17 protein-coding genes and 1 CRISPR repeat array are annotated in these 25,434 nt (G+C 49.1%); of the genes, 11 read left to right on the forward strand and 6 right to left on the reverse strand.

The features are described 5' to 3' along the window. Positions 1-7: 7 nt before the first annotated feature. The 3 genes from H6G50_RS14655 (at position 8) to H6G50_RS14665 (ending at position 6,360) form a co-directional block, all read left to right on the forward strand. Positions 8-1,255: a DUF1822 family protein gene (locus tag H6G50_RS14655; protein WP_190717525.1), complete on the forward strand. Its 1,248-nt coding sequence runs from the start codon at positions 8-10 to the stop codon at positions 1,253-1,255. A 317-nt stretch (positions 1,256-1,572) separates the two neighbouring features. After that, a CRISPR array of direct repeats spans positions 1,573-2,398; the repeat unit is 37 nt; unit sequence GTTGCAACTTCAATTAATCCCTATCAGGGATTGAAAC. Positions 2,399-2,904: 506 nt separating this feature from the next. Beyond that, on the forward strand, positions 2,905-5,292 hold the full coding sequence (locus tag H6G50_RS14660; RefSeq protein ID WP_190717527.1) for a CHASE2 domain-containing protein: 2,388 nt from the start codon (positions 2,905-2,907) through the stop codon (positions 5,290-5,292). 255 nt (positions 5,293-5,547) lie between these two features. Then, positions 5,548-6,360, forward strand: coding sequence for a DUF928 domain-containing protein (locus tag H6G50_RS14665; protein WP_190717529.1), 813 nt, complete (start codon positions 5,548-5,550; stop codon positions 6,358-6,360). A 302-nt stretch (positions 6,361-6,662) separates the two neighbouring features. Here the strand turns inward: H6G50_RS14665 and H6G50_RS14670 are convergent, their stop codons facing one another. Both H6G50_RS14670 and H6G50_RS14675 read right to left on the reverse strand, forming a co-directional pair. Continuing rightward, complete coding sequence (locus tag H6G50_RS14670) at positions 6,663-7,814, reverse strand: hypothetical protein (protein ID WP_190717531.1); 1,152 nt, start codon at positions 7,812-7,814, stop codon at positions 6,663-6,665. Positions 7,815-8,351: 537 nt separating this feature from the next. Next, complete coding sequence (locus H6G50_RS14675) at positions 8,352-9,002, reverse strand: Uma2 family endonuclease (RefSeq protein WP_190717533.1); 651 nt, start codon at positions 9,000-9,002, stop codon at positions 8,352-8,354. A gap of 153 nt (positions 9,003-9,155) precedes the next feature. On the opposite strand from H6G50_RS14675, the gene H6G50_RS14680 reads away from it, so the two are divergent. Next, positions 9,156-11,942 carry a leucine-rich repeat domain-containing protein gene (locus H6G50_RS14680; protein WP_190717535.1) on the forward strand — a complete coding sequence of 929 codons (2,787 nt, stop codon included), beginning with the start codon at positions 9,156-9,158 and terminating at the stop codon, positions 11,940-11,942. Positions 11,943-12,182: 240 nt separating this feature from the next. On the opposite strand, the gene H6G50_RS14685 is transcribed toward H6G50_RS14680, so the two are convergent. After that, positions 12,183-13,661 carry a pitrilysin family protein gene (locus H6G50_RS14685; RefSeq protein WP_190717537.1) on the reverse strand — a complete coding sequence of 493 codons (1,479 nt, stop codon included), beginning with the start codon at positions 13,659-13,661 and terminating at the stop codon, positions 12,183-12,185. 58 nt (positions 13,662-13,719) lie between these two features. Further along, a complete protein-coding gene (locus H6G50_RS14690; protein WP_199302983.1) occupies positions 13,720-15,261 on the reverse strand; it encodes a pitrilysin family protein in 1,542 nt (513 codons plus the stop codon). Between the two features lie 239 nt (positions 15,262-15,500). Here H6G50_RS14690 and H6G50_RS14695 point away from each other — a divergent pair, with 239 nt between their 5' ends. Both H6G50_RS14695 and H6G50_RS14700 read left to right on the forward strand, forming a co-directional pair. After that, complete coding sequence (locus H6G50_RS14695) at positions 15,501-17,996, forward strand: protein kinase (protein WP_190717539.1); 2,496 nt, start codon at positions 15,501-15,503, stop codon at positions 17,994-17,996. Positions 17,997-18,164: 168 nt separating this feature from the next. After that, positions 18,165-19,136 (forward strand): DUF6208 family protein, encoded by a 972-nt coding sequence (locus H6G50_RS14700; protein WP_190717541.1) that lies wholly within the window; start codon positions 18,165-18,167, stop codon positions 19,134-19,136. Positions 19,137-19,228: 92 nt separating this feature from the next. Here H6G50_RS14700 and H6G50_RS14705 read toward each other — a convergent pair whose 3' ends face one another. Beyond that, positions 19,229-19,546: a hypothetical protein gene (locus H6G50_RS14705; protein ID WP_199303000.1), complete on the reverse strand. Its 318-nt coding sequence runs from the start codon at positions 19,544-19,546 to the stop codon at positions 19,229-19,231. Between the two features lie 84 nt (positions 19,547-19,630). Between H6G50_RS14705 and H6G50_RS14710 the strand changes: the two genes are divergently transcribed. The 4 genes from H6G50_RS14710 to rppA all read left to right on the forward strand — a co-directional run bounded on the left by H6G50_RS14710 (position 19,631) and on the right by rppA (position 22,647). Beyond that, entirely contained in the window at positions 19,631-20,962 is a 1,332-nt protein-coding gene (locus H6G50_RS14710) for a hemolysin family protein (protein WP_190717542.1), read from the forward strand. A 151-nt stretch (positions 20,963-21,113) separates the two neighbouring features. Then, complete coding sequence (gene psaM, locus H6G50_RS14715) at positions 21,114-21,203, forward strand: photosystem I reaction center subunit XII (protein WP_190717544.1); 90 nt, start codon at positions 21,114-21,116, stop codon at positions 21,201-21,203. 295 nt (positions 21,204-21,498) lie between these two features. Continuing rightward, positions 21,499-21,888, forward strand: a complete 390-nt coding sequence (locus tag H6G50_RS14720; RefSeq protein ID WP_190717546.1) for a hypothetical protein — start codon at positions 21,499-21,501, stop codon at positions 21,886-21,888. A gap of 57 nt (positions 21,889-21,945) precedes the next feature. Beyond that, the gene (rppA, locus tag H6G50_RS14725; protein WP_190717548.1) at positions 21,946-22,647 is read left to right on the forward strand and encodes a two-component system response regulator RppA; all 702 of its coding nucleotides are present in this window, start codon (positions 21,946-21,948) and stop codon (positions 22,645-22,647) included. 514 nt (positions 22,648-23,161) lie between these two features. On the opposite strand, the gene H6G50_RS14730 is transcribed toward rppA, so the two are convergent. Further along, the gene (locus tag H6G50_RS14730) at positions 23,162-24,112 is read right to left on the reverse strand and encodes a glycosyltransferase family 2 protein (protein WP_190717550.1); all 951 of its coding nucleotides are present in this window, start codon (positions 24,110-24,112) and stop codon (positions 23,162-23,164) included. 60 nt (positions 24,113-24,172) lie between these two features. Here H6G50_RS14730 and H6G50_RS14735 point away from each other — a divergent pair, with 60 nt between their 5' ends. Beyond that, positions 24,173-25,084: a methyltransferase domain-containing protein gene (locus tag H6G50_RS14735; protein WP_199303002.1), complete on the forward strand. Its 912-nt coding sequence runs from the start codon at positions 24,173-24,175 to the stop codon at positions 25,082-25,084. The last annotated feature ends 350 nt before the right edge of the window (positions 25,085-25,434 follow it).

Genomic DNA, 25,434 nt, shown 5'->3' on the forward strand with positions numbered 1-25,434 from the left:
AGCGATTGTGTCCGCGCTTGCCGGGACTTCAAATCAAGCGATCGCTCGGATCGCCAGAATTCAAGGAGTGCTATTCATTATGCTCGTCTTTGCGACACCGACTCAAATCTGTCTCGAAATTCCGTCTCGCTGGCTCGATGACGCTTGGGAAAAGAGTCAATCCTGCGCCTCGTCCCAGAGTCGCTGGCGCAGCTATCTCAACCGTTTGGGCCTAGAAGCAGTGTTATCGGGGTTGCAGCAAGAATACGCCCTTGATGCCAAAATCGCCAGCAATACCGCCCATCTCGACAGTATTTGGGAATTTGTTGAAGGGAGTGCCATCGAATTTGACAATTGCCGCGCGATTCTGATTCCCAGCGAAGCGATCGATGAGGGAGAATTATCCGTCCCGCAAGAATGGGTCGATCTTCCGAGTTGGGCGGGCGATTATTATCTCGCCGTTTCCGTTAGCCCCGATGACGAAAGCGTGAAAATTTGGGGCTGGACGACACACGCGCGCTTAAAAGAAAACGGGTATTATGACAGTTGCGATCGCAGCTATACCCTACACCGCGAAGATCTGATTCCAGATCTGAGCGTTCTTTTGCTCGCGCGCGAACTCTGTCCTGAAGAAGTCACCCGTACCGCCATTGCGCCCTTACCGAACTTATCCGCCCTGCAAGCAGAAAACCTCTGTCAGCGTCTCGGAAATGCCCAAATTTTAACCCCTCGACTAGAAATTCCCTTTCATTTGTGGGGCGCACTGCTCGAGCGGGAAGATTATCGAAAACAACTTTATCGCCGTCGTCTCGGAATTGCCGCACCGAAAGTAACGCGCTTAAGTCAGTGGTTCGCTAACCTCGCCGACGAAAGCTGGCAATCGCTCGAATCGCTGTTATCCCCAACCGAATCTTTAGCTTGGCGTTTGCGTAACAATCGGGATGCAGGAAGCGCGCGAACGGAATGCGCCAAACGCCTCGAACTCCAACTTCCCGAACAAAAACTCTGCGTTGTGCTTTCCATCGAACTGAAAACCGAAGACGACGAACGGTTTGGCGTGCGCGTTCGACTCCATCCCGATCGCGATCGCGCCTGTCTTCCGGCTAACCTTAAACTGGCGCTGCTTTCGGAAAGTGGCGAAACGCTGAGAACGGTGGAATCGCGCCCGAGCGACAGCTACATTCAACTTCCTCGTTTTAAGTGCGCCAGCGGCTATCGGTTTAATTTACAAGTAACGCTCGATGAAATTAGCAATACCGAAGCTTTTGAGCTATAAAGGGATGGGATCGGACTTAGAGACTACGCGATCGAGTCAATCGAACCGACCGTATTTTTTTGATTATTGCCGGGAGAGTGAGGGTGTACAAATTGGCTCTCCGCTTTTGGAGCCTAGAACCGAGATGCTGTAAGCGTTTGATGCTCCTCACGCTCTTTTGAGTCTCCCGCGATCGCTAGGATACTTATTCTGTAAGGGTTTGAAGCGTTGTTGCTACCTCCCCAATTGACAAGCCAGAGGCTGAAATGGTACTTTAAGGGAAGTCTCCCGGAAGTGAACCTTGAAAACCAAAGACAGTAAGGGTTTCAGAGCTAGCGGTTGCAACTTCAATTAATCCCTATCAGGGATTGAAACACCAAAACCGCCACCGCAGAAACTCCCCTCACCCAGTTGCAACTTCAATTAATCCCTATCAGGGATTGAAACGGGGGAGATTACCAATGCGGACGGAGCTTTTCCTCTGTTGCAACTTCAATTAATCCCTATCAGGGATTGAAACTCAGCGCCCGCAACTTTCCGCTCCCCCAGCAGGAGTTGCAACTTCAATTAATCCCTATCAGGGATTGAAACCGGGCAGATAATAATCGGCGACCTCTAAGAAATGTTGCAACTTCAATTAATCCCTATCAGGGATTGAAACGCAACAGGGTTCTCCTTCCACGACGAAAATTGTTTCGTTGCAACTTCAATTAATCCCTATCAGGGATTGAAACGAGGAATTGTGCGATCGCCTCAATCAATTTTGGGTTGCAACTTCAATTAATCCCTATCAGGGATTGAAACTTTGAATAATAAATCGATTCGGGGGGACAACAATAAAGGTTGCAACTTCAATTAATCCCTATCAGGGATTGAAACGCTGAATACAGAGCAATTCGGCGCGTAGAAGGAAGTTGCAACTTCAATTAATCCCTATCAGGGATTGAAACTTTGAGGGCGCTCTCAAAGAGTATTATGAGCCTAAGTTGCAACTTCAATTAATCCCTATCAGGGATTGAAACTCACACCTCACGGTTAGCCGTCGCGTTGAACAGGCTGTTGCAACTTCAATTAATCCCTATCAGGGATTGAAACCTTTTTCATACCCTAGGCAAACTACCTTTTTTGTTGCAACTTCAATTAATCCCTATCAGGGATTGAAACGAGGCGATTTTTGTGACATACATTTAGGTCGTCAACTCAACTATCTTGGCTGGCTTTGTTGTTAGCAAATTGTCTGGTAGAGGTTCCAGCATTAAGGCGATTGCGTCTTGTAAGTTAGCGATCGCTTCTTCTTGTGTCTCACCGCAAGACGAGACAAAATTCAATTCAGGACAACTTGCAGAATTAAGACTGTGCCTCTTCATCCCAGTCTAGGATTGCTCCGATCATCATTTTTTTTCTGATGATGACGAATTGTTGACTACGGCTGATACCAATTGAATATGACGTTGCACAGAATCGACTCCCCTCAATTTTGGGTTAAATGGTGCGTTACGCTTCGCTAACGCACCGTTTCCTGAGAATTTAGGAGGGTTGATTCTAGGCAGCGCAATCTTATAATTGGTTCTAAACGCACAAAAGTCTTAGCTAATGGGCGCTGCCAACCTGACGAGACTCCGAACGTTATCAATTATCAATTATCAATTGTCAATTATCAATTATTCAGAATGCTTCATCGCATCGTCATTATTAACTTGGGTTGCGGAAATTTACAGCAAGGATTCTCCACAGTAATCGCTCAAATTAGTATTGGCGGACAGGGAACCGGCGTTCAGATATCGGGAAGTTTGCCGCCCGCCCCAGAAATAGCCGAAACGTACTCGCGCTGGCACAAACTCTATCGCGCGCTTTCAACTCGTTTGCGGGGGGATAAATTAAGGGCTTCGCTCCGCTCCGATATTGAGTTTGAGGAGGAAGAAGATTACATCGCTAATGTCTCGCAGTCCGAATTTGATGAATTGTGCGGACAGTTAGAAAAACAACTCAATCGTTGGCTGAATTCAGAATCTTTTCATCGCATCGATCGCCAACTTCGCACCCAATTATTACCCACCGAAGAAATACAAGTCGCGATCGAAGTCGAAGACGAACCCTTACGTCACTTACCCTGGCATCTGTGGCATTTTTTTGAAGATTATCCCAAAGCAGAAGTTACCCTCAGCCCGCAAGAATACGAGCGCGTCGTCCCCGTACCTTCTCAAGGTCGAATTTTAGCAATTTTGGGACACGCCAGCGGCATTGACGTACAGGCGGATCGCGCTCTGTTAGAAAGTTTGCCGGGAGCGGAAGTCGTGTTTTTAGTCGAACCGACGCGAGAAATATTAGATCGCTGGTTGTGGGACGATCGCGGCTGGGATATTTTATTCTTTGCGGGGCATAGTGCCAGCGAACGCGAAGGAGAGGTCGGTTGGATCGAGATTAACCCCACCGAAGGTTTAAGACTCGATCGCCTCAAAAATGCCCTACGCGCTGCAATTTCGCGGGGCTTAAAGCTCGCAATCTTCAACTCTTGCGACGGTTTGGGGTTGGCACGCCAATTAGCCGATTTAAATCTGCCCCAACTGATTGTGATGCGCGAACCCGTTCCCGATCGCGTGGCGCAAGCTTTCTTAAAAAATTTCTTGGCGGCATTTGCGCGGGGCGAATCTTTTCCGCTGGCTGTGCGAGAAGCCCGAGAACGATTGCAAGGATTGGAGTCAGAATTTCCTTGCGCCTCCTGGTTGCCTGCAATTTTCCAAAATCCCACCACCGTTCCTCCCGTATGGCCGGATTTCTTTCCTGTCATACTGCCGAAAAAGACTGTCAAACGCTCTCGAGTTCCCCTATCTATTGCAAGTCTGGGCAGTCTGGGGGCGGCGGCGTTTGCGATAAGCTTGCGGTTGTTCGGCGTGTTGCAACCGCTGGAGTTAAAGGCCTTCGATGCGTTGTTGCGCTTGCGTCCCGAGGAAGGGGCGGATCCGCGCTTGTTGTTGGTGACGGTGACAGCGAGGGACGTACAGGAACAGAGAGGCCGGGATATTAAGTTTGCGCGATCCGGACGTTCGCTATCCGATCGCTCCCTCGCCCAATTGCTCGATAAACTAAAAGCCAACGGCGCGCGCGTGGTTGGATTGGATATTTACCGCGATTTTGCTGCCGAACCGGAGTCTCGAAATTTAATCCAAAACCTGCAAAACGACGATCGCTTGGTGGTGGTTTGCAAGGCGGGAAATGGCAGCAGTTCCGACTTCCCGCCAGCGCCAGAGATTCCGCCACAGCAGGTCGGAGAACGGGCGGGATTTGGAGATATTGTTGCCGATAGCGAGATCGATGGCGTGCTGCGCCGTCAGTTGTTTGGGATGTCGCCGCCGGTGGATTCGAGGTGTCGCAGTTCGGCTTCGCTAGCGTTACAAGTTGCGTTGCGCTATCTCAAAGATCGAGGGATTGAGGCGACATTAACGAATAAGGACGAGTTGAGCATTGGGAACGCGCTGTTGAAACCGTTGGGGATAACGAGCGGCGGCTATCGCAATATCGACGTGCGCGGCTATCAAATTATGCTCAACTACCGCGCTACCCAACAGATCGCGCCGCAATTAACCCTCGCTTCGGCACTAGCGGGCGGCTTGACTCCGGAGTTAGCCAAAGGGCGAATCGTTCTCATCGGTACGACGGATGAAAGCTTTGGCGACGTTCATCGCACGCCCTACGATCGCGCTAAGACGGACAAAACCCCCGGCGTTGTCATTCAAGCTCAAGCCGTCAGTCAAATTATCAGCGCTTCTCTTGACAAAAGACCGTTAATCTGGTTTTTTCCCGAATGGGGGGAGATGCTCTGGATTGTAGTTTGGTCGGGAGTTGGGGGAGGGATTGTTAGCAATCTGTACGGTGGTAGGGCGCGCTTGGGGGCGGGAGGCGGCGCGATCGCAATTCTTATAGGCGGATGCTATCTGGTTCTGTGGCGCAGCGGCGGTTGGTTGCCGGTGGTTCCCGCCGCGCTGGGGGCGATGGTTGCAATGGGAACCGTCGCGATCGTTCGCCGTCTTAGACCTGACGGAATAATTCGTAATTCGTAATTCGTAATTCGTAATTGGGGGTATTATACTCAACGCGGTCAATTGTCAATCATTCAGCAAGCCGCAAACTTGAGTGATGGGGGATAATTATTCCCCTGCGGCTTGACTTTCAAGATTTATAGCCCGCGATCGCAACCGACAAGGCAACATTTAACGCCAGAACAAATTTGTCACAATAGCAGAAGGTGTTTCCTTTTGGCTTCCTCGATCGGTTCGCAATCCCGAGTAGAAAATGCTTTATAGCGAAAATCAGCGATGAAATTTTTTAACGCAAAGTTCTCCCTTCATAAAAAAATATTAGCTCTGGCGCTGCTTGGGGCGATCGCAGCCAGTCTTCCCCTTGCTGCCAACTCGCAAACCCTCTCCGAGCGATCGCGCGACAGCATAGACACTATCCAACCCATTGTCTTTGCTACTCCCGACTTAAGCGGACGAGGACGACCCGGAGACCGTCGCGGGGGGGCAAGTCGGGGGATTTGTCCGAGACACGGACGCGCTCGAGATCTCGTCGCATTCATCCCCGATACAAGCAGCAATCCCTCCATCGGACTGACGACAGAAGCGCATCCTACCTTTTGGTTCCACGTTCCCTACGCTGCCAAAGACTTCTCGAACCTTAGCTTTACCCTTCAGGACGAAGAAGACAACCCGATTTACACCACCCAACTCACCGGACTCAGCAACTTACCCGGAATCGTTAGTTTCCAACTCCCCGCAAACGCGCCGTCCCTGACACCGGGGACAACTTATCGATGGGTTGTCAGCCCTAGCTGCGAAGAAGGGCGCTCTGGCAACGATGAGTTTTCTGCTCGGGTTGCAGTCGGCGGTTCCGTTGTTCGCGTTGCTGTGGATCCAGAGATCGATCGCGAACTCAAAGAAGCTCGCACCCCCAGAGAGCGCGCCCTCATCTATGCCCGCAACGGCTTTTGGTACGATACTTTTACCGAAATTGGCAACCTCCGGCGCGCGGGCGAGGCGGGAGATGATTGGGAACAACTTTTAGATTCATTAGATCTCGAAGAATTTGCTAAACGCCCGCTCGTCGATTGCTGTCAGGGGAATAATTGATAATTGATAATGGATAATGGACAACGAAAGGCGTAATACCAGTTGGTAATTGATAATTGATAATGGGTAACGAAATCCTTAAGCTCGGTTTGAGATGAATTGGTGCGATTATAGCGATTCTAGCCTTGGTCTCAACAGAGCAATTAACAGCCCCGAAAGTTATCCATTGTCTATTATCGAATGACACTGACTTAAGGCTGGTGGGCGCTGCCCACCCTACGGAATTATCTGTAGAGACGTTGCAAGTCAACGTCTCTACAGGCGATTTTTCAACTATCTAAGACGTTATCCATTGTCCATTATCAATTATCCATTATCAAAGTCGATTTCGTCTCGAGTTCGACGCGCGTCAGTTCTCGCAGTGCTTCTTGAATAGAAGGAGACATTATCGCAAAGTCGCGTTGCAACAAAGTTTCTTTTTCGGATTCTTGGGGAAACACAATCGCGTATAGATCTGCATGAGGTAGGCTATCGTGCAGTCTGCGGATCGCTTGATAGCGATCGATCCCGATATGCCGGATCTGGTTGCGCGCCGGCATTCCTCCCCCTTTCAACGCCTGTAACTCTTCCGGAGTCAAGATCGGGGCTAATTTCTCCGCTTTGGTGGGGCGGAACCGCTGAGTAGCGTTATATTGCAACAAAGCCTCGCTTTCGAGCGCGCGGTTGAAGGTGGAGCGATAGTTGCGTTGAGAAAGGCGCTGCTGCCATTGCGGAGGGAGGTTATCGAGGCGGCGCAACATTCCCAGATGGGTGCGTATGAGCTTGAAGTAGGTTCGTTGAGCTTTGAGTTCGGGACGATTTTTGAGGGACTCTGATAGCACCCAAGCTGCATCTAAGTTTTCAAACGTGCGAGCTTGATTCCCTCGATCGTACTGCGCGATCGCGTCGGCTAACAGTAAGTTTTGCAAGCGCAGTAACCCGCCAAAGTCGGGCATCGTTCCAGGATCGCCACTTTCGAGCCAGTTGCCATTTCTTTCCCATTCGGGCGTTTTGTGGAAGCGCAAAGTGTTACGCAGGAGTGTTAGTTTTTGTTCGCGTGCGTTTAGGTAGCTGGTGAGTTCTGGCGGCAGTGCGTCAAAGCGCGATCGCTGAGTCTTATCGAAGCCTGTTTTACCCTGGGCTGTGATGTAGCGATCGAGCGGTTTTTCGAGTTGGCTAAAAATCCGTTTTTCGCTAGCATTCACTTGAACGGAGGATGCGGAGGACGGATATTCGATCGCAATTCCTAATGCGGCGGCTTTCTTTTTTAGCGCGATCGCGGAGCCATTGTCAGATTGAAGGGAAGAACGCCGAATAAACGCTGTTGTTTCGCTCTCGATCGCGCTTTCTTGGCGTTCCAGCGCTAAGTTATCTTGCACGAGCGCGATCGCACCCACAGCTAACAAACCCGCGAGCGCGCTGAAAGAAAGATTGCGGAGAAGTTTCGGTGAAGGGAGAGTTCGGGAAGTTACCACGGCTCGAAGGGTTGAGGGTAAACAGTCGGATCTACACTCGATACTATCTCAATTCCGGAAGCGGGATAGGCTTAATTTACCTTAACATTTCTCAATCTTCAATTGATATAATTTGCATCAAATCAAGAGATCGGGTAGGGTGGGCAGCGCCCACCAGCCAAGACTTTGGTGCATTTAGAAACGTACCTTCACGTTTCAAGTAGTGCAATACCTTAATACTTCCCAATTTTCAGCAGACATAGTAATACCAATTCTCATTGATTTTGCACGATTCCCGAAGAGGGCATAACAATGTGGCTGCCCCTACGATGAAAAATTTAGTGCATCGTAACTGAGAATTGGTAGAAGTTCAAAGCGATCGCCAAAGCAGAGGACGGCTATTCTAACATCATCGTAGAAAAAGTATTATATAAATCGCCAAATCCTGTAGGGGCATAACACTGTTATGCCCTTGCCAATTGTTGCTATACCTTTAGCGATCGCGACTAATACTGGAAAGCCAAAATTAAGGAAAACCTAATTTGTGCAACGCCATCTTCAATTCGTATCATTAAGATTGCGGATTTTCTGGCGAAAGGCTCTGAGAGCGGGACTTCTTCCGACTTGCTGACTTTGTGCCAAAACTTCAGCTACGAGGTCTACAATCGGGAAATTTAGGAAAGTAGAGCTTATTAAAACGGGCTGATATTGTCCCGATTGTAGCTCGTAAATGTTTAGTTCCCCGCTGGCATAAATCCAAAGTTCGGCAACCCCTAAACTAACGTAAGCATCCAATTGAGTTTTCGAGGTAACATCGACTTCAATCGCCAGATCGGGCGGCGGATCGACCGAAAGATTGAGTCGTCGTTTTCCGCGCATTTGAGCATGATTTTGAATGTAAAAGCATTTGTCCGGTTCAATCCCATAACCCATCTCTTGACGTTTAAAAGTTGTCGAACCAAAACATTCACAGTCTATTTCGAGTTCTTCTAACAAAATTTTGACGATATCGCCAATCAGAGATTTTTCTCGTTCGTGTTGGGGGAGTGGCATCCGAATTTCTAATGTTTTCTGACTGTAAGCAATCCGAGCGGCGCGTTTTTCGCTCAACTCCTTCAAAACTTGTTCAAATTCCGACCAATCAACTTCGCGGATTAGCAATCGCTGACCGGGAGGTACATCGAGTTGTTGCAGTTGAAGAGTAACCATAATTTTATCTTTATATGTAGGGTGCGTTAATGACAGCGTAACGCACCATTATTTTGACTTATTTTAATGGGATAAACGCTAGCAATGGGACGAGAATTTTGAATTTGCGGTTGCCTCTGCCAGAATAGAAACAACCATTTCCCTCCAGCCCTCATGACGTACCAGGAAGCCCGAGAACGCATCGCGCGCGCCGCCGCCGAAAACTGGGAAACCCTCGACCTCAAATGCTTGGGACTCACCGAACTGCCCCCCGAAATCGGCAACTGCACCCAACTGCAACGGCTGATTCTGGGCGATGGGAAAGACAGATTGAACGGTATCGGTAATAACCTTACTACTCTGCCGCCAGAAATCGGTCAACTGAAGAGCCTGAAAATCCTCAAACTCGGCTTTAACCGCTTGGCGAGCTTGCCCCCAGAAATTAGCCAACTGCAAGAACTGCGCGCGTTGCACCTTCCTAGAAATCAGTTCGATGCAATCCCCGATTCCGTCTTCGCGCTCCCCCACCTCGTTTATCTCAACTGCGGGGACAACCGCATCGCCACCCTTTCCCCCCAAATCCAAAAGCTGCAACGCCTAGAAACCTTGGTGCTAGAAATAAATCTGTTGGAAGAGTTGCCGGAAGAGTTGGGGATGTTGCCGGTTCTTAAAGGATTGTATCTGTTGGCTAATCCGCTGGCTCGGTTGCCGAAGAGTTGTCAGCAGTTGATTAACCTGCGGCATTTCTCGATATCCGGCAAAACTTGGACGGAAGTTCCCAACGAAATTAAGCACTTCACTAAATTGCGAAATTTAAGGCTTTTTCACAGTCAAATTACCGAACTTCCCGCCTTTATTTCGCAACTCATCCAACTAAGAACTCTCGACCTCAGTCACAATCAACTACAACAGTTACCGGAATGGTTGGGCAACATGACGCAACTGACAACTCTCGACATCGGGGGCAATCAGCTACAACAGCTACCGGAATGGTTGGGCAACATGACGCAACTGACAACTCTCGACATCGGGGGCAATCAGCTACAACAGCTACCGGAATGGTTGGGCAACATGACGCAACTGACAACTCTCGACATCGGGGGCAATCAGCTACAACAGCTACCGGAATGGTTGGGCAACATGACGCAACTGACAACTCTCGACATCGGGGGCAATCAGCTACAACAGCTACCGGAATGGTTGGGCAACATGACGCAACTGACAACTCTCGATATTGGGGGCAATCAACTGCAACAGCTACCGGAATGGTTGGGCAACATGACGCAACTGACAACTCTCGATATTGGGGGCAATCAACTGCAACAGCTACCGGAATGGTTGGGCAACATGACGCAACTGACAACTCTCGATATTGGGGGCAATCAACTGCAACAGCTACCGGAATGGTTGGGCAACATGACGCAACTGACAACTCTCGATATTGGGGGCAATCAACTGCAACAGCTACCGGAATGGTTGGGCAACATGACGCAACTGACAACTCTCGATATTGGGGGCAATCAGCTACAACAGCTACCGGAATGGCTGGGCAACCTGATGCAACTGACAACTCTCTACATCGCGAACAATCAACTGCAACAGCTACCGGAATGGCTGGGCAACATGACGCAACTGACAACTCTCGATATTGGGAGAAACAAACTGCAACAGCTACCGGAATGGTTGGGCAACCTCACGCAACTGACGAGTCTCCGCCTCAATGACAATCAACTGCAACAGTTGCCGGACTGGTTGGGCAACCTGATGCAACTGACAACTCTCTACATCGCGAACAATCAACTGCAACAGCTACCGGAATGGCTGGGCAACATGACGCAACTGACAACTCTCGACATCGGGGGCAATCAGCTACAACAGTTGCCGGAATGGTTGGGCCACCTCACGCAACTGACGAGTCTCCACCTCAATGACAATCAGCTAAAACAGCTACCGGAATGGTTGGGCAACCTCACGCAACTGACGAGTCTCCGCCTCAATGACAATCAACTGCAACAGTTGCCGGACTGGTTGGGCAACCTGATGCAACTGACGAGTCTCTACATCGCGAACAATCAGCTGCAACAGCTACCGGAATGGCTGGGCAACCTCACGCAACTGACAACTCTCGACATCGCGAACAATAAACTACAACAGTTGCCGGAATGGTTGGGCAACCTCACGCAACTGACAACTCTCTACCTCAGTTTCAACCAATTGCAACAGCTACCGGAATGGCTGGACAACCTCACGCAACTGACGAGTCTCGACATCAGTTTCAATCAACTGCAACAGCTACCGGAATGGTTGGGCAACCTGACGCAACTGACGAGTCTTGGCATCGGTGGCAATCAACTGCAACAGCTACCGGAATGGTTGGGCAACATGACGCAACTGACGAGTCTTAACCTCTGGAACAATCAACTGCAACAGCTACCGGAATCCTTGGGCAACCTGACGCAACTGACGAGTCTCTACATCGGGGGCAATGAACTGCAACAGCTACCGGAATGGTTGGGCAACCTCACCCAACTGAGGGGTCTCTACATCGCGAACAATCAACTGCAACAGCTACCGGAATGGTTGAGCAACCTCACCCAACTGACGAGTCTCGACATCGAGGGCAATGAACTGCAACAGTTGCCGGAATGGTTGGGCAACCTCACCCAACTGAGGAGTCTCTACATCTGGGGCAATGAACTGCAACAGTTGCCGGAATCCTTGGGTAACCTGACGCAACTGACAAGTCTCCACCTCATGGGCAATCAACTCAAACAGTTACCCGAATCCTTGGGCAACCTGACGCAACTGACAAGTCTTTCCTTAAATTACAATCAACTCAAACAGTTACCCGAATCCTTGGGCAATCTGACGCAACTGACGAGTTTCAAGCTCGGTGGCAATCAATGCCACAGTATCCTCCTCGTTCTCAACAATGAAAATAGGCAAACTGAAAGCGGTTAAAGAACTGATTCCCAAAATGTTGTTGGGCAAATGTTTGCATAGGCGTATATAAAACGATTTTCGCGCGAGTGAAATACACCCAGGAGTAAAACCGTCTTAGAGTCGCTGATGCACCCTTATTTTGAACGGCCCTTTAGGGGTCGCATAATCTCTACAGCGTCATCGTAAATTTGGTATAACGATCGCAACAAGGGACATTATAAATTACATAAATAACGTCCCTTGTCAAGCACTTCGACTTTAAGGTTGAGGAATAGTTACATCTACTGTTTGTACGTTAGAGTTAAGGCCTTTTAAAGCCGATTGAATTTCTGCTTGGTTGCCCACAACTAACGTTAAAATTTGTCCGGGTTGCAAGTATTTTCCAGCGACGCGCTGCACGTCTTCTACGGTTACGGCTTTGACGGCGCGCTGATATTTAAAGATAAAATCAGCGGGATAACCATAGTATTCGTAACGCATTAACCGGGCTAGAAATTTACTCGGATCGTCGAAGTTAAAGACGAAAGAATTCAGGATCGATTCTTTGGCGTAGTTTAACTCTTCAGCAGAAATTGGAGTAGTACGAATGCGATCGATTTCTGAATACATGGCTTTGATAAAAGGAACGGTTCCTTCCGATCGCGTCTGTCCCCCTAAAATAAAACTTCCGGGATAGTCAAATTGCGCGCTCCAGTAACCATACGCCACATAAGCCAATCCTTGGCGCGATCGCACTTCGTTGAACAAGCGCCCGCCGAAGCCATTCAACACGCCATTTAAGACACTCAGCGCCGGGTAATCGGGGTTATTCAACAAGCCGCCGATATGCCCCATTTGAATGTAACTTTGATTGAGTTGCGGGCGATCGGCTAAAAACAGTCCGCTAGTTGTTTCCTGGGTAGCGCTTGGCGGCGTTAGCGTCGGTTTGGGCGAACTCGATTTCCAACTTCCGAACGCCTCCTGTACCAACGCTTTCATCGCGCTCGGCTCGAAATCGCCGACAATCCCTAAAATCGTCGTTTCCGGTCGAAAATAGGTTTGATAAAACTGCACGACATCGGCGCGCGAGATATTATTTAACGTTTTATATTCCACCGTGCGAGCGTAGGGACTGGCACTACCGTAAAGCAACTTTTGAAACTCGCGGCTGGCGATATCGTCGGGATCGTCATTGCGCCGCGCGATCGCGCCTTCAGTTTGCTTTTTCGCCAAATCCAGCTTATCTTGCACAAAAGCCGGTTCTTGGATAACTTCGGCAAACAGTTTGAAGGTTGTACTCAAATCTTCGCTGAGGGTATTAAAACTCACCGATCCAAAATTGTCGCCGATGCTTGCTTCAACAATCGCCGCTTTTTGTTCGAGCATTTGGTTCAACTCATCGGCGGGATGTTCGAGCGTTCCACCCGAACGCATTACCGTTCCCGTCAGTTCTGCCAAACCGACTTTTTCCGCCGGTTCCCATCGAGAACCCGCGCGTACCATTGCCGTCCCGCTGACTAAGGGTAACTCGCGATCGGGCATTAAGAAAACCGTTAAGCCGTTTTCCAGTTGGTAGCGTTCGTACTGGGGAACTTGAATGTCTTTGAGCGTCGGGAATACGAGATTGGTGTAATGTTGGGGGGAAGAAGCGATCGCGGGCGCGCGTAACGACACCACTAAAAATAGCGCGATCGCGAGCCATCCCAACCAATTAAACGGAGAATTTCGGCGTAAAAAAGATGATTTCGAGGTTTTCATCGAAGTCTAGTCATCCAAAAAATGAAAGTAACGAATGAGGGTTCAAAACCTGCCCCTTTTACTTCGGCAAAATCCGAGCAATGGTGCGATTATTTTCGGTAAAAGTTTCCCGTGCGACGCGCTGAACATCGGCGGCAGTCACCTTGGAAATGCGGTCTAATTCCTCAAACAAATTGCGCCAATCGCCGGTTTTTGCTTGATATTCGGCGAGCAATTGCGCCATCCCAGAATTTGAATCGAGCGATCGCAACAAATCCGCTCTCGCTTGCGTTTTCACTCGGTCTAAATCTTGCTCGCTGACGGGTTCGGTTTTCAAACGTTCGATTTCTTCGTGCAACGCAGCGGCCACTTCTTCAACACTGCGATTCGGGGCAGTTTGTGCGTAGAAAAAGACCAAATTGGGGTACTTATCCCCCGGAAAACCGCTAAATCCTTGGGCGTTGAGTGCCAATTGTTTGCCTTCCACCAAAGCTTTATACAAGCGCGAAGTCCGCCCGTCGCTCATCAAACTGGTAATCAAGTCATAGACAACATTATCGGGATGATCTAAGTCAGGGCGATGGTAGCCCTCGATGTACCACGGCTGAGAGTCTAATTTTAAGGTGACTTCCCGGGTTCCGGTTTGCGGCGGTTCTGGAGTAATTTCGCTTTTCGGTTCCGGACGCGCCGGATAGCGCCCGAAGTAAGTTTGCGCCAACTCTTTCACTCGCGCCGGATTAACATCGCCTACGACGGCTACGGTAAGTTTTTTGGGGGTGTAGTGCGTCTGGAAAAAGGTTTTAATGTCTTGACGGGTTAGGTTGCGAATGTCTTCGTCGTAGCCGATAACCGGACGTTTGTAGGGATGCACGGTATAAGCTTTGTCGAGAAAGGCTTCAATCGTTTTGCCGATGGGGGAATTTTCCGTCCTTAGTTTTCGTTCTTCCAGGATTACCTGTTTTTCCTTATAAAATTCGCGAAAAACAGGAGAGAGAAAGCGTTCTGATTCCAACGACATCCACAGTTCGAGCTTGTTCGCGGGGAGGCTGTAGAAGTAAATCGTATAATCGGCAGAGGTCGCTGCATTCATGCCCACACCGCCCGCAGATTCTACGATTTGACCGAATTCGTTTTGCTTGACAAATCCATCAGCTTGTGATTCTAGCTTGTCGAATTCGGCTTGCAAGCGCTGTACTTCTTCTGTTTTTCCGGCTGCCTTCGCCGCCTGAATTTGAGCGAAGACCTCATCTTGACGGTCTAAAACCTTCTGTTCGGCAGCGTAATCCGTCGTGCCGATGCTGGGCGTTCCTTTGAAGGCGAGGTGTTCGAGGAAGTGCGCCGCTCCCGTTTTGCCGGGAAGCTCGTCCGTACCGCCCACGTCAGCATAGGTAAAAAAGGAAACAACCGGGGCGGTCGTTCGTTCCAAAACAATAAATTTCATGCCATTATCGAGGGTAAATTCAGTGACATTTTTTACCACTCGATCTAAATAAGGTTGAATGGATTGTTGCGCTCGCACCGGAGTTGCCAGCGAAACCCAGAACAACAGCACGAGACTCCAAACTGCTATAGCGCGACGCGGCTTACGCATCTGCCAAAACTGACTCATACAACGTTGCATAAGAGACTATCTCTACCAGGATAGCGACTTGCGTGCTGAATTTGCAGAGATAGGGGCGCATTGCCATGCAAAGCTGCTCGAAATTCGATCGCGCCGGATTGGACAGAGATAGCAGCCTTACACCTCGAAAGCGAGTTTTCTCGACCTGGATAAATTGCCGGTTTACGTGGAGTGAAAATCTCTTAAGAATCTCCGCTCTTCTAGGGCGCTAGAGTGTCAATTAAGATAGAGTGTTGAAGGTGAAGGCTGGAGAGCAAACGGGTACGATCGCTTTTCAGTCGCTCCAAGTAGCACAGTCGAAAAAAGTAGGGTTATTACCAGTGCAGGGAATCGCGATCGGTCAAATCCTGGATGGGCGTTATAAAATCGTTAAAACTCTCGGGACGGGAGGATTCGGCCATACCTACATTGCCGAGGATCTACGCATACCGGGCAATCCGAAATGCGTGGTCAAGCATCTTAAACCCATCAGCAACGACCCTAATGTTTTAACGACGGCGCGGCGGTTGTTCCACAGCGAAGCCGAATCCCTCGCCCAACTCGGAAACCACGACCAAATTCCCCGAATTTTGGCTTTTTTTGAACAAGAACAAGAGTTTTTTTTAGTTCAAGAATTCATTGAAGGTCATTCTTTGGCGGATGAATTAACTCCCGGAAAACAATTGAGCGAGTCTTATGCGATCGCGCTGCTCGAAGGTCTTTTGCCGGTGCTAGAGTTTATTCACCGGCAAGATGTGATCCATCGGGATATTAAACCGGCTAATATCATCCGGCGCAAGCAGGACAGTAAATTAGTTTTAATTGATTTTGGCGCGGTGAAGCAAGTGCGAGCCGTTACTTCCGCCCTTCCTAACGAAATCTCGAATGTTACGGTAGCGGTGGGGACTCCGGGTTATATGCCAACCGAACAAAGATTGGGCAGACCTCGAGCCAATAGCGATATTTATGCGTTGGGCGCGATCGCGATTCAATCGTTGGTGGGGATGTATCCCAACAATTTGCCCGAAGATGCACAAACCGGCGAAATGCTCTGGCAGCATCGCGCTACAGTGAGTTCGGGACTCGCGAATTTGCTGAGTAAGATGATTTCCGAGCATTTCCAAGATCGCTTCCAGTCCGCTGCCGAAGTCTGGGAAGCACTGTCTCGGATGAAAGGGTTGGCTGCTATCCCGACGGTGACGGTTTTACCGAATCCCCCCATCTGTCCGCCGACTGAAGCTGTCCCCCAAGCCGAAGAAAATGCCGTCGGCGCGATGCCGGGGTGCGAACTGACGTTAGAGTGGATCGAAGGCGGACAGCGGAGAACTCAGGTGATTCGCGATCGCCAGCCCAGCAAATATCCAGGAACGTTCCGCATCGGACGCGATCCCGCGCAATGCGATTTGGTTTTGTCAGATCCCAGCGTTTCGGGGTTGCACGCCGAAATTTTCTACAATCCCCAACAGCACTGTTTTTACGTGCGTTCCTTGCGCGACAGCAATCCCCCCATTCTCAACGGTATGGCACTTCCCAGCGGCGAGGCAATCCTCGATCGCGGGAGTACCCTGCGATTGGGACAACTGGATTTAAGAGCGATCGATGTGGCAATTCGGTCATCTGCGGGAGGCTATACGCCCACTCCTTACAGCCCGCCCGCCCCGCCCCAGAACGAACCGCCTCAATCCCTCGCCCCCACCGTACAACCGCCACCTACCCCCGCCCCCGAGCCAATCGCCGCGCCTGTGCCGCCGCCAACGCCGCCCGCCCCCGAGCCAATCGCCGCGCCTGTACCACCGCCAACACCGCCCCTTCCCGAACCACCCAGAACTTCTTCGCCTAATAAATTAGCTTGGATTGCAGGAGCGATCGCGATCGGTTTATTAGCCGGAGGCGCTCCTTTTGCCATCAATTCTTTGAATTCCTCGAAACAATGCGAAGCCGTCATTATTGCCAATGATAATATTCGCACCGAACCCACTGCCGATAACGATAATAATATTATTCCAGAATTTTCCGCACAGAATCTCGAACAAAAATTCCCCGTTACGGGAACTAAAACGATTGAAGAAAACGGTAAATTTTGGGTTCAACTGAACTTACCCGGACAGCGTTTAGCTTACGCACATAATACGGTCATCGCGAACTACTCGGAAATTGAATCTTGTCTGAAAAAATCAGGTAAATCCTTCGCGCTTGTTAATGCCGCATCCTTAATTACTTCTCGCCCCAGCACAACCGCTTCCCAAGCTCCAACTCGCAAACCGCCTCAATCTTCAAAACCGGCGAAATCCTCATCCGTTCCAGACAATAAAGAAGACTCAGACGCTAAAAAAACAGCCTCTTATCAACAGGGCTTGAAAGCCGGACAAACTCGCGGGCGGGAACTCGGAAAAATCGATGGGGAAGCCAATGGAGGGCAGGGCGCGATGCACCTTGAGGCAAGTTGCGGCGATGGCGCTATTAGCGAAGTTAGCACGAATCCCGACTATCTTAAAGGTTACAAACAGGGCTGCGAGCAAGGTTATCGAGAAGCCTTTCAATCGGCTCGAGAAGCGCTCAACAAAGAAAACACAACGGATAATTCGGACGGTGAAAATCCTCCTGTTTGTGGGGATGGAAAACCAGCCGAATTTATAGAAGGTAAGGGTTACAGTTGCAGCGGGGAAGAGAATAATCCAGAAACCCCGAACGATAATCCACCGAATTCAGAGCAGTCCCCTTCTCCCGATAATTCTCCAAGTCCCGCAAGTTCGTAATAATTTGTTAAAATTGCGTTCTTTATAGGATCGATAACTCATCGGGTGCGTTAGGTGCGATTCAAATCTTTGGTAAAAAGGGGTTAACCGAGCTTCTTTCCGTAACGCACCCTCCAATCAATCGAATTGATAATTAATAACGTTTTTGGTAATTAAACAGAGAGTTCAATGAGCAAAAATCCGATTTCGTTATTGTGGGAACTGCCGTTAGCCCTACTTTCTTTTCTATTTTATAAGGTGCTAAAGTTCGCGATCGGCAATCTTTATACGCTGTATTTAATGCTGAATCGCAAACAAGCTTCGCGCTGGCGCGTGCTATCGGCAGAAAATTTAAAATCGCCGCTGAGTTTGCCGGTGTTGATGACGAAGGGGCCGCGTTGGAATACTCATGCGATTATCGGGACACTGGGGCCTTTTACGGTGAAAGAAAAGGTTGCTTTAGATACGGAAACGGCGAATCGTTCTACTGAGTCTTGGATTGCTGTTTTTTATAGTTTTCCGGCTTACGAAACGATCGCGACTCTCGAATCAAATCAACTCAAGTCTGCGACGGGATGGGAGACTTTAGGGCTGTCTGCGGGTCAATATAGTATTGGTTTGCGGTATTATGGATGGCGCGATCGCGTCGAGTTGCCTGCGGTTAAAGTTGATGGGGAATTGCAGGCGGAAGTCACGCCGGTTTCGCCGCAGGTGAATGAATTCTACGACCATTTAAGCGATCGCACCAATTTATTCTACGCCAGCCTGCACTACTATATCTTCACGATTTTAAAATGGCGCAAATGGCTGCCAGAAGCCTTTGTTAAAGGGGAATACCTGCCCGTTGGTTCTCCCGATACGCAATTTTTGTACGGGTATCTCGAACGTGGGCAAGCTTTAAAAATTGCGATCGCACCGCAAATTGTAAATTGTTGTAACCTTTACTTGACAATTTACAACCGTGCGAGTTTACCAGTAGGAAGCTTTCAAATTGAGGTCGAAGAGTTCTCGACTGAGCCGGTGCGGGAGAATGGTTTTTATTTAATGCGAATTCGCCATCAAGTCGGTCGGAGTTCGGAGATAGAATTATCCTCGATACAATCGAGAGATGTCGAGCAAGATAGCGAAATGAAAGCGATAAAGGTCATTTGTAATTCGTAATTCGTAATTCGTAATTCGTAATTCGTAATTTGTAATTTGTAACTCATAACTCATAATTCATAACTCATAACTCATAATTCATAACTCATAATTCATAACAGCGGTACGGGACTGACCGTATTAATCAGACGGCGAATTTGGAGCAGGAAAATAAGCTCGCGCAGCTTAGAAGAAACTTCGGGAGGATAACCGCGTTGTTGGAGGCGATCGCGCAATTCGGCGTATTCGGCAGCGGTGAGGGGTTCGCCGTTCAGGAGCGATCGCGCTTCGGTGGCGATTTCGTTTCTGAGGACTTCCTCGGGGATATCTTCCGGCGGCGGTAGGGCAAAAGCGGGAGTTAGGGTGGAGGTTGCGATCGCGAGGCTGGAAATCGCGACGGCGAAAGGGGTAAAAGCGCGCGGAAAGTTCATAGCAATCGAGAAATGGAGTTTGCTGCTGCGGCTTGCAACGAGGCCAGTACACTTATAAATATTTCGCCAACTAAAACCATTATCATGTCCGGGATCGCGTTTGAAATCTTTTTCATCCTTCTGCTCATCGTTGCTAACGGAGTCTTTTCCGGATCGGAAATCGCCATCGTTTCCTCCCGACGGGTACGCTTGGAGCAACTGGCCAAAAATGGCGATCGCAAAGCCAAACTCGCGCTCAAACTCGCCAATTCGCCCAACAACTTCCTCTCCACCGTCCAAATCGGCATTACCCTAATCGGTATTCTTAGTGGTGCGGTGGGCGGCGCGACTCTGGCCCAACGCTTAGAAGGATTGCTGGGCAGCATTCCCCTCCTGTACCCCTACCGGGAGGTTCTAAGTTTCGCGATCGTCGTTAGCATCATCACTTACCTATCCTTAGTCGTCGGCGAACTCGTTCCCAAGCGCCTTGCCCTCAATAGCCCCGAACCGATTGCCTGCGCCGTCGCAGGACCAATGCGCTGGCTCTCGCGCGCGGCTGCGCCCGTCGTGTATCTGTTAGGGATATCCACCGATCTCTTGCTCAAAATGTTGGGCTTGCGGGAATCTCAAGAGTCGCCCGTGACGGAGGAAGAAATTAAAATTTTGCTCGATCAGGCAACGCAGGCGGGAACTTTTGAAGAAGCAGAACGCCAACTGGTGGGGCGAGTGTTTCGGCTCGGGGATCGCCCGATTCGAGCGTTGATGACTCCGCGCACCGAAATTGTCTGGCTCGATCTCAATAAACCTCTAAACGAAAACTGGGAAATCGCGATCGCGAGCGGTTATTCTCGATTTCCGGTGGGACATGGCAGTTTAGACCGCTGTTTGGGGATTGCGCGCCTTCGCAACTTATTTGAAGCTTCAATGGCTGGCGAGACTATCAATCTGGAAGCTAAACTGCAATCGCCCCTGTACGTGACCGAAACCATGCAATCTTTAAAGGTGCTGGAACTTTTTAAAAAAGAAGGAACCCGCGTTGCGCTGGTGAGTGACGAGTACGGGGGAATCGAAGGCTTGGTGACGCTCAGCGATTTAGTAGAAGCTTTAGTCGGCGAACTACCTTCTTTAGAAGATTTAGACGAACCGATGTCGGTGCGACGAGAAGATGGTTCTTGGTTGCTGGATGGCTTGCTTTCTGCCGATGACTTGAAAGATCTCTTAAATCGAGAAGTCCTGCCCTACGAAGCGCGGGGCGAATATCATACCCTCGGCGGCTTGATGATGACCCATTTGGGGCATATTCCGACAGCAGGAGAATATTTTGAGTGGAGCGGATTGCGCTTTGAAGTGATGGATATGGATGGGATTCGGGTCGATAAGGTGCTGGTGAGCGAATTACCGGCAGAACCAACACTGCCAGAATCGGGAGCGGATTAAAGCTCGTTCAAAGCCAGCCAACCGAGAAACGCTGTCCGAAGTTGCGCTCGGACTATTGACTTTTGTAACAAACTATTTTGTCCGAGGGCAACAATGGCGGAAACTGGGGAGGACATCAATTTATCCCCATTTTCTTGAGGAGTTTAAAATCATGACCGATGCGCAAGTTCTCATTGCTTTGGTGATTGCTTTAATCCCCGGCATTTTAGCGATTCGTCTTTCGACCGAACTCTATAAATAAGCGCGATCGTTTAACAAACGTTAGTATCGAGGAGGGGGAACAGGAAATGTTCCCCTTCCATCCTATGGACTAAAGTTGCGATCCCGCAGGGAGCCGCGTAGCGGCACGCGCGGGCGATCCCCATTTGAGGGGGATAAGGTACGTTGACAATTATTCTCTAATTCAGTATTAATCAGAGAGAACGACAGAGCCAAAGGCATTTTCCGACCCAACCGGCTCGGAGCGGAAGCGTACCGGGGTTGAAGTCCGCCAGCCTGGAGGTTGTCGATCGATACCCAGACTAGATTGTCTTTACATGAGCGCCCTGCAAAAACGAACAGAACCCTTCAATCCCGAACGTCGTCCGGCAAGATCCTTACAGTCCCAGCGCAACCGGCGTTCTTCTTATCGCGCGATCGCGATCGAAAATCTAGTCAAAGTTTTAGTCAACGGCGTTTTGTCAGTTGCCGCAATTACAGCGCTGAGCGATTTATTGCCCTACCTTCAGTCAAATCGAGTCAAGCTGCGCGAAATTCGCGTACAAGTGAAAGAAACGCAACTGCAAGTCGATGAATTGCGCAATAAATTTAGCAATACCTTCGATCCCCATCAAGCCAATAGCGTCATGCAGGAACAAAGTGCGAGAATCGCTCGCAATCAACGTCGCGTTGTCTGGTTGGAGAAAAAAACAGAAAATAATGAATGATTAAGGGTGGAATCAATAAGGAATTCAAGTTCCTGCTTTAAAGCTTAAGTCCATGCTATGCGTATTTTATTGGTTGACGATGAAGTTGAATTTACGGAATCTTTAAGTGAAATTCTGACTCGCGAAGGCTATGAAGTCGATGTGGCGGGGAACGGAACGTTGGGATTGCAACTCGCGCAACAAAAAGTTTACGACTTGCTGGTGCTGGATTGGATGATGCCGCAATTATCCGGTTTGTCGTTGTGCCAGCAATTGCGCGATCGCGGTTCGGTTGCCCCAATTTTATTTTTAACCGCTAAGGATACCATCGACGATCGCGTTGTCGGTTTGGATGCGGGGGCGGACGATTATTTAGTTAAACCCTTTGAGTTGCGAGAATTGTTGGCGCGAGTGCGGGCGTTGTTGCGCCGCGCCGTCGAACAAATCCCCACTCCAGCCCCCGCGAACCTTTCCCAAAAACTCAAAGTTGACGATCTCGAACTCGATCGCGACAATCAACTCGCTTACCGCAACAATCGCGCGATCGAACTCTCAGAAAAAGAGACGCAATTACTCGAATATTTTATGCAATATCCCGGTCAACTTCTCGTTCACGAACAAATTTATCAACAGTTGTGGGCAGAAGATGCACCGCCCAGCAGCAATGTTTTGGCTGCTTTAGTCCGATTATTGCGCCGAAAAATCGAGCAGAAAGGAGAAATTCCGCTCATTCATACCGTTTATGGAAAAGGCTATCGGTTCGGCATTATTGAGCGTTAATTTTTATTGTTTGAAATAGGGGTAGGAACGTTGACTTGCACATGGGTGTCAACTGGCTTGTAAATGTACGTTTCTAAACGCACCAAAATCTTGGCTGGTGGGCGCTGCCCACCCTACTAGAGAGCTAAACGCTGAAAATCTTGGCTTGCACATTGGTGTCAACTGGCTTGTAAATGTACGTTTCTAAACGCACCAAAATCTTGGCTGGTGGGCGCTGCCCACCCTACTAGACCTAATACCAATTTAAGATTGCGTTGCCTAGAATAAACTCTCCTAATCGATCGGGATAACGGTGCGTTACGCTTTGCTAACACACCCTACTGCCTAACGGCTCGGGCGATGGCTATTATAGCAACAGACATATCGATGAGGACAATCCGATCGGTAGAAAACCGGGCGAATGCCATTCGCCCCTACCCAAATTTGTCCTAACGGCCCGGGCGATGGCTATATCTGTAGGGACGTTGTATACAACGTCCCTACGGAGATGTTTGATTTCAGTGCCAATTCCTATCTAGTCTATTAAAATTTGTTCGTAGGTTGCTAGCAATAAATGCGGCTTCCAAGCCGTTATAAAATAGCCGATGGCAACTAAAACTGCCGAACTCAACGCAACGGGAATTGCTAAAGGAAAATAGATTAAATGACGGGAATCTTCTGCTATCATTTTAGCAAAGCGATCGCGGAAGATTTGCAACTTTCCGTTCGCGCCCTTCAAGCTTTCCTCCGATCGCAAATTTTTCTGTGCAGCCAGTCGCGTTTGCCAATAATAATCGTGACCGATGAGCAAAAATCGCCAGAAAAAGTGCGATAAACTCGAAGGCGGTGCGTGGGTTGCCCTTGCGCGCGGTTGTTTCCAAAGCACGTAACCTTCGCGGATTAAATTGCGGGCGTGAATATCGCAATTGCCGCGATATAGCGGTAAATCGAGGGGAATCGGATGCTGCAAGAGAAAATCGCGACGAAACGCTACATTATTGAGAAAATATTGGCGAGTTTTGCTGGGGGAAGTTTGCCCGGAGAAGGGCGGAAAAATGTAAGCAATCGCCATCGCCGTTCCATAAATTCCGACTCCCCGCGTCATCGTTTCGCCCGCAACAATTTGAACTTCTTCATGTTCAGAAAAAGTCTCTAACAGCATTCGCAACCATTGCGGTTCGTAGATACAGTCGGAATCGAAATAAACGACCACTTCCCCCGTTGCGAGTTCCGCACCGAGCATCTTGGCTTTATAGTACCCAGTATCGAGGGGCGCTTGATGGATTTTAATCCAAGGGTACTGCTTGCATAAGCGATCGAGCAAATCGAGAGGCGTATCGCCGCTTTCGATTAACCAAACTTCGTTCGCGCAGTTGGGCGACAAATCTTGATGGGCGAGGGAGGCTAAGGATTTCGTCAATCCCTCAAGATCGGCGTTTGCCAAGTTTTCGGTTTCAAGAACGATAGAAAAGCTAGGGAGTACCATCGGCAATGTTTGAGAGGTGGATATTTATTTGGATAATGGGATATTGAAATTGATAGTAAGATGCTGGAATTGACGCATTGCGTCCGCAGCAAAACTCAACTTGGCAAACCGACTGAATATTTTACCTTACTCGCGATCGTGGCAAATTCCCTGAACCTAAACAGTTACAAACAACAAATTGCCGACCTCTACAGTCGTCGCAGTCCGAGCTACGATGAGGGAGACTGGCATCCGAGAATCGCGCGCCGCCTGCTTGAATATACGCACCTTGCCCCCGGACAGCGCATTTTGGATATCGCCACCGGAACGGGGTTAATTGCCCTAGAAGCATCGCCAATTGTCGGTTCCCAAGGACGAGTGATTGGTGTGGACATTTCCGAAGGGATGTTAGAGAAAGCGCAACGCAAAGTTGATGCCCTTGGCTTCAAGAATATCGAATTATTGCTGGCAGATGCCGAAACCTTAAACTTTCCCGAAGATTATTTCGATCGCGTCTTCTGTTCTTCTGCTTTAATTTGGATGTCGGACTTAACCGCCGCCCTACGCCTCTGGCATCGCTTCCTCAAACCGGGCGGATTAATCGGTTTCCATGCCTTCGCCGATACCGCTTTTATTGGCGGCGTTCTTTCTCAAAAAATTTTGCAAAAGTACGGCGTATCGTTAACCTTAAATCAACCGACGGGAACGATCGAAAAATGTTACGAACTGTTGAAAAACGCTGGATTTGAAGCGATTAAAATCGAGCCGGAACAGTACGGAAGTTACGTGACTTTTGAGTATGCAAGAAGAATGTGGACGGGCAAAGATTATCCCGCGCCCGGTCAATTTCCCAATCCTCTAGCTCGGCTTTCTGAGATTGAGTTACAACAAGCAGAACGAGAGTTTGAGACAGCGTTAAAGGCGTTGCAGGGCGATCGCGGCATCTGGAACGATATTACAATCTTTTTTGCCAGGGGAAGGAAAAGGATATAGAAATCCGGTTCTTTCGCCATCATTGGGATAATTTTATAGCGCTACTTGAAAGGTGAAGCTACGTTTCTAAATGCACCGAAGTATTAGCTGGTGGGCGCTGCCCGCCCTACTAGACTAATGCCAATTAAAAATTAAAAATTAAAAATTAAAGATTAAGAAACCTATATCTATTAGGGGTTTCAGCCTCAAGATGTGTCGTCCGAACTCGGAGAATTGGTATAATCTTTAATGCTCATACCAGATTGATGTGAAGCTGCATAGAATGAAAAGCAGGGTGTGGAGCGCGAAGCGTAACGCACCGTTATCCTGAGAATTTAGGAGAGTTGATTCTAGGCAACGCAATCTTAAAT

It is taken from the genome of Oscillatoria sp. FACHB-1406, from assembly GCF_014698145.1.
Taxonomy (GTDB): domain Bacteria; phylum Cyanobacteriota; class Cyanobacteriia; order Cyanobacteriales; family Spirulinaceae; genus FACHB-1406.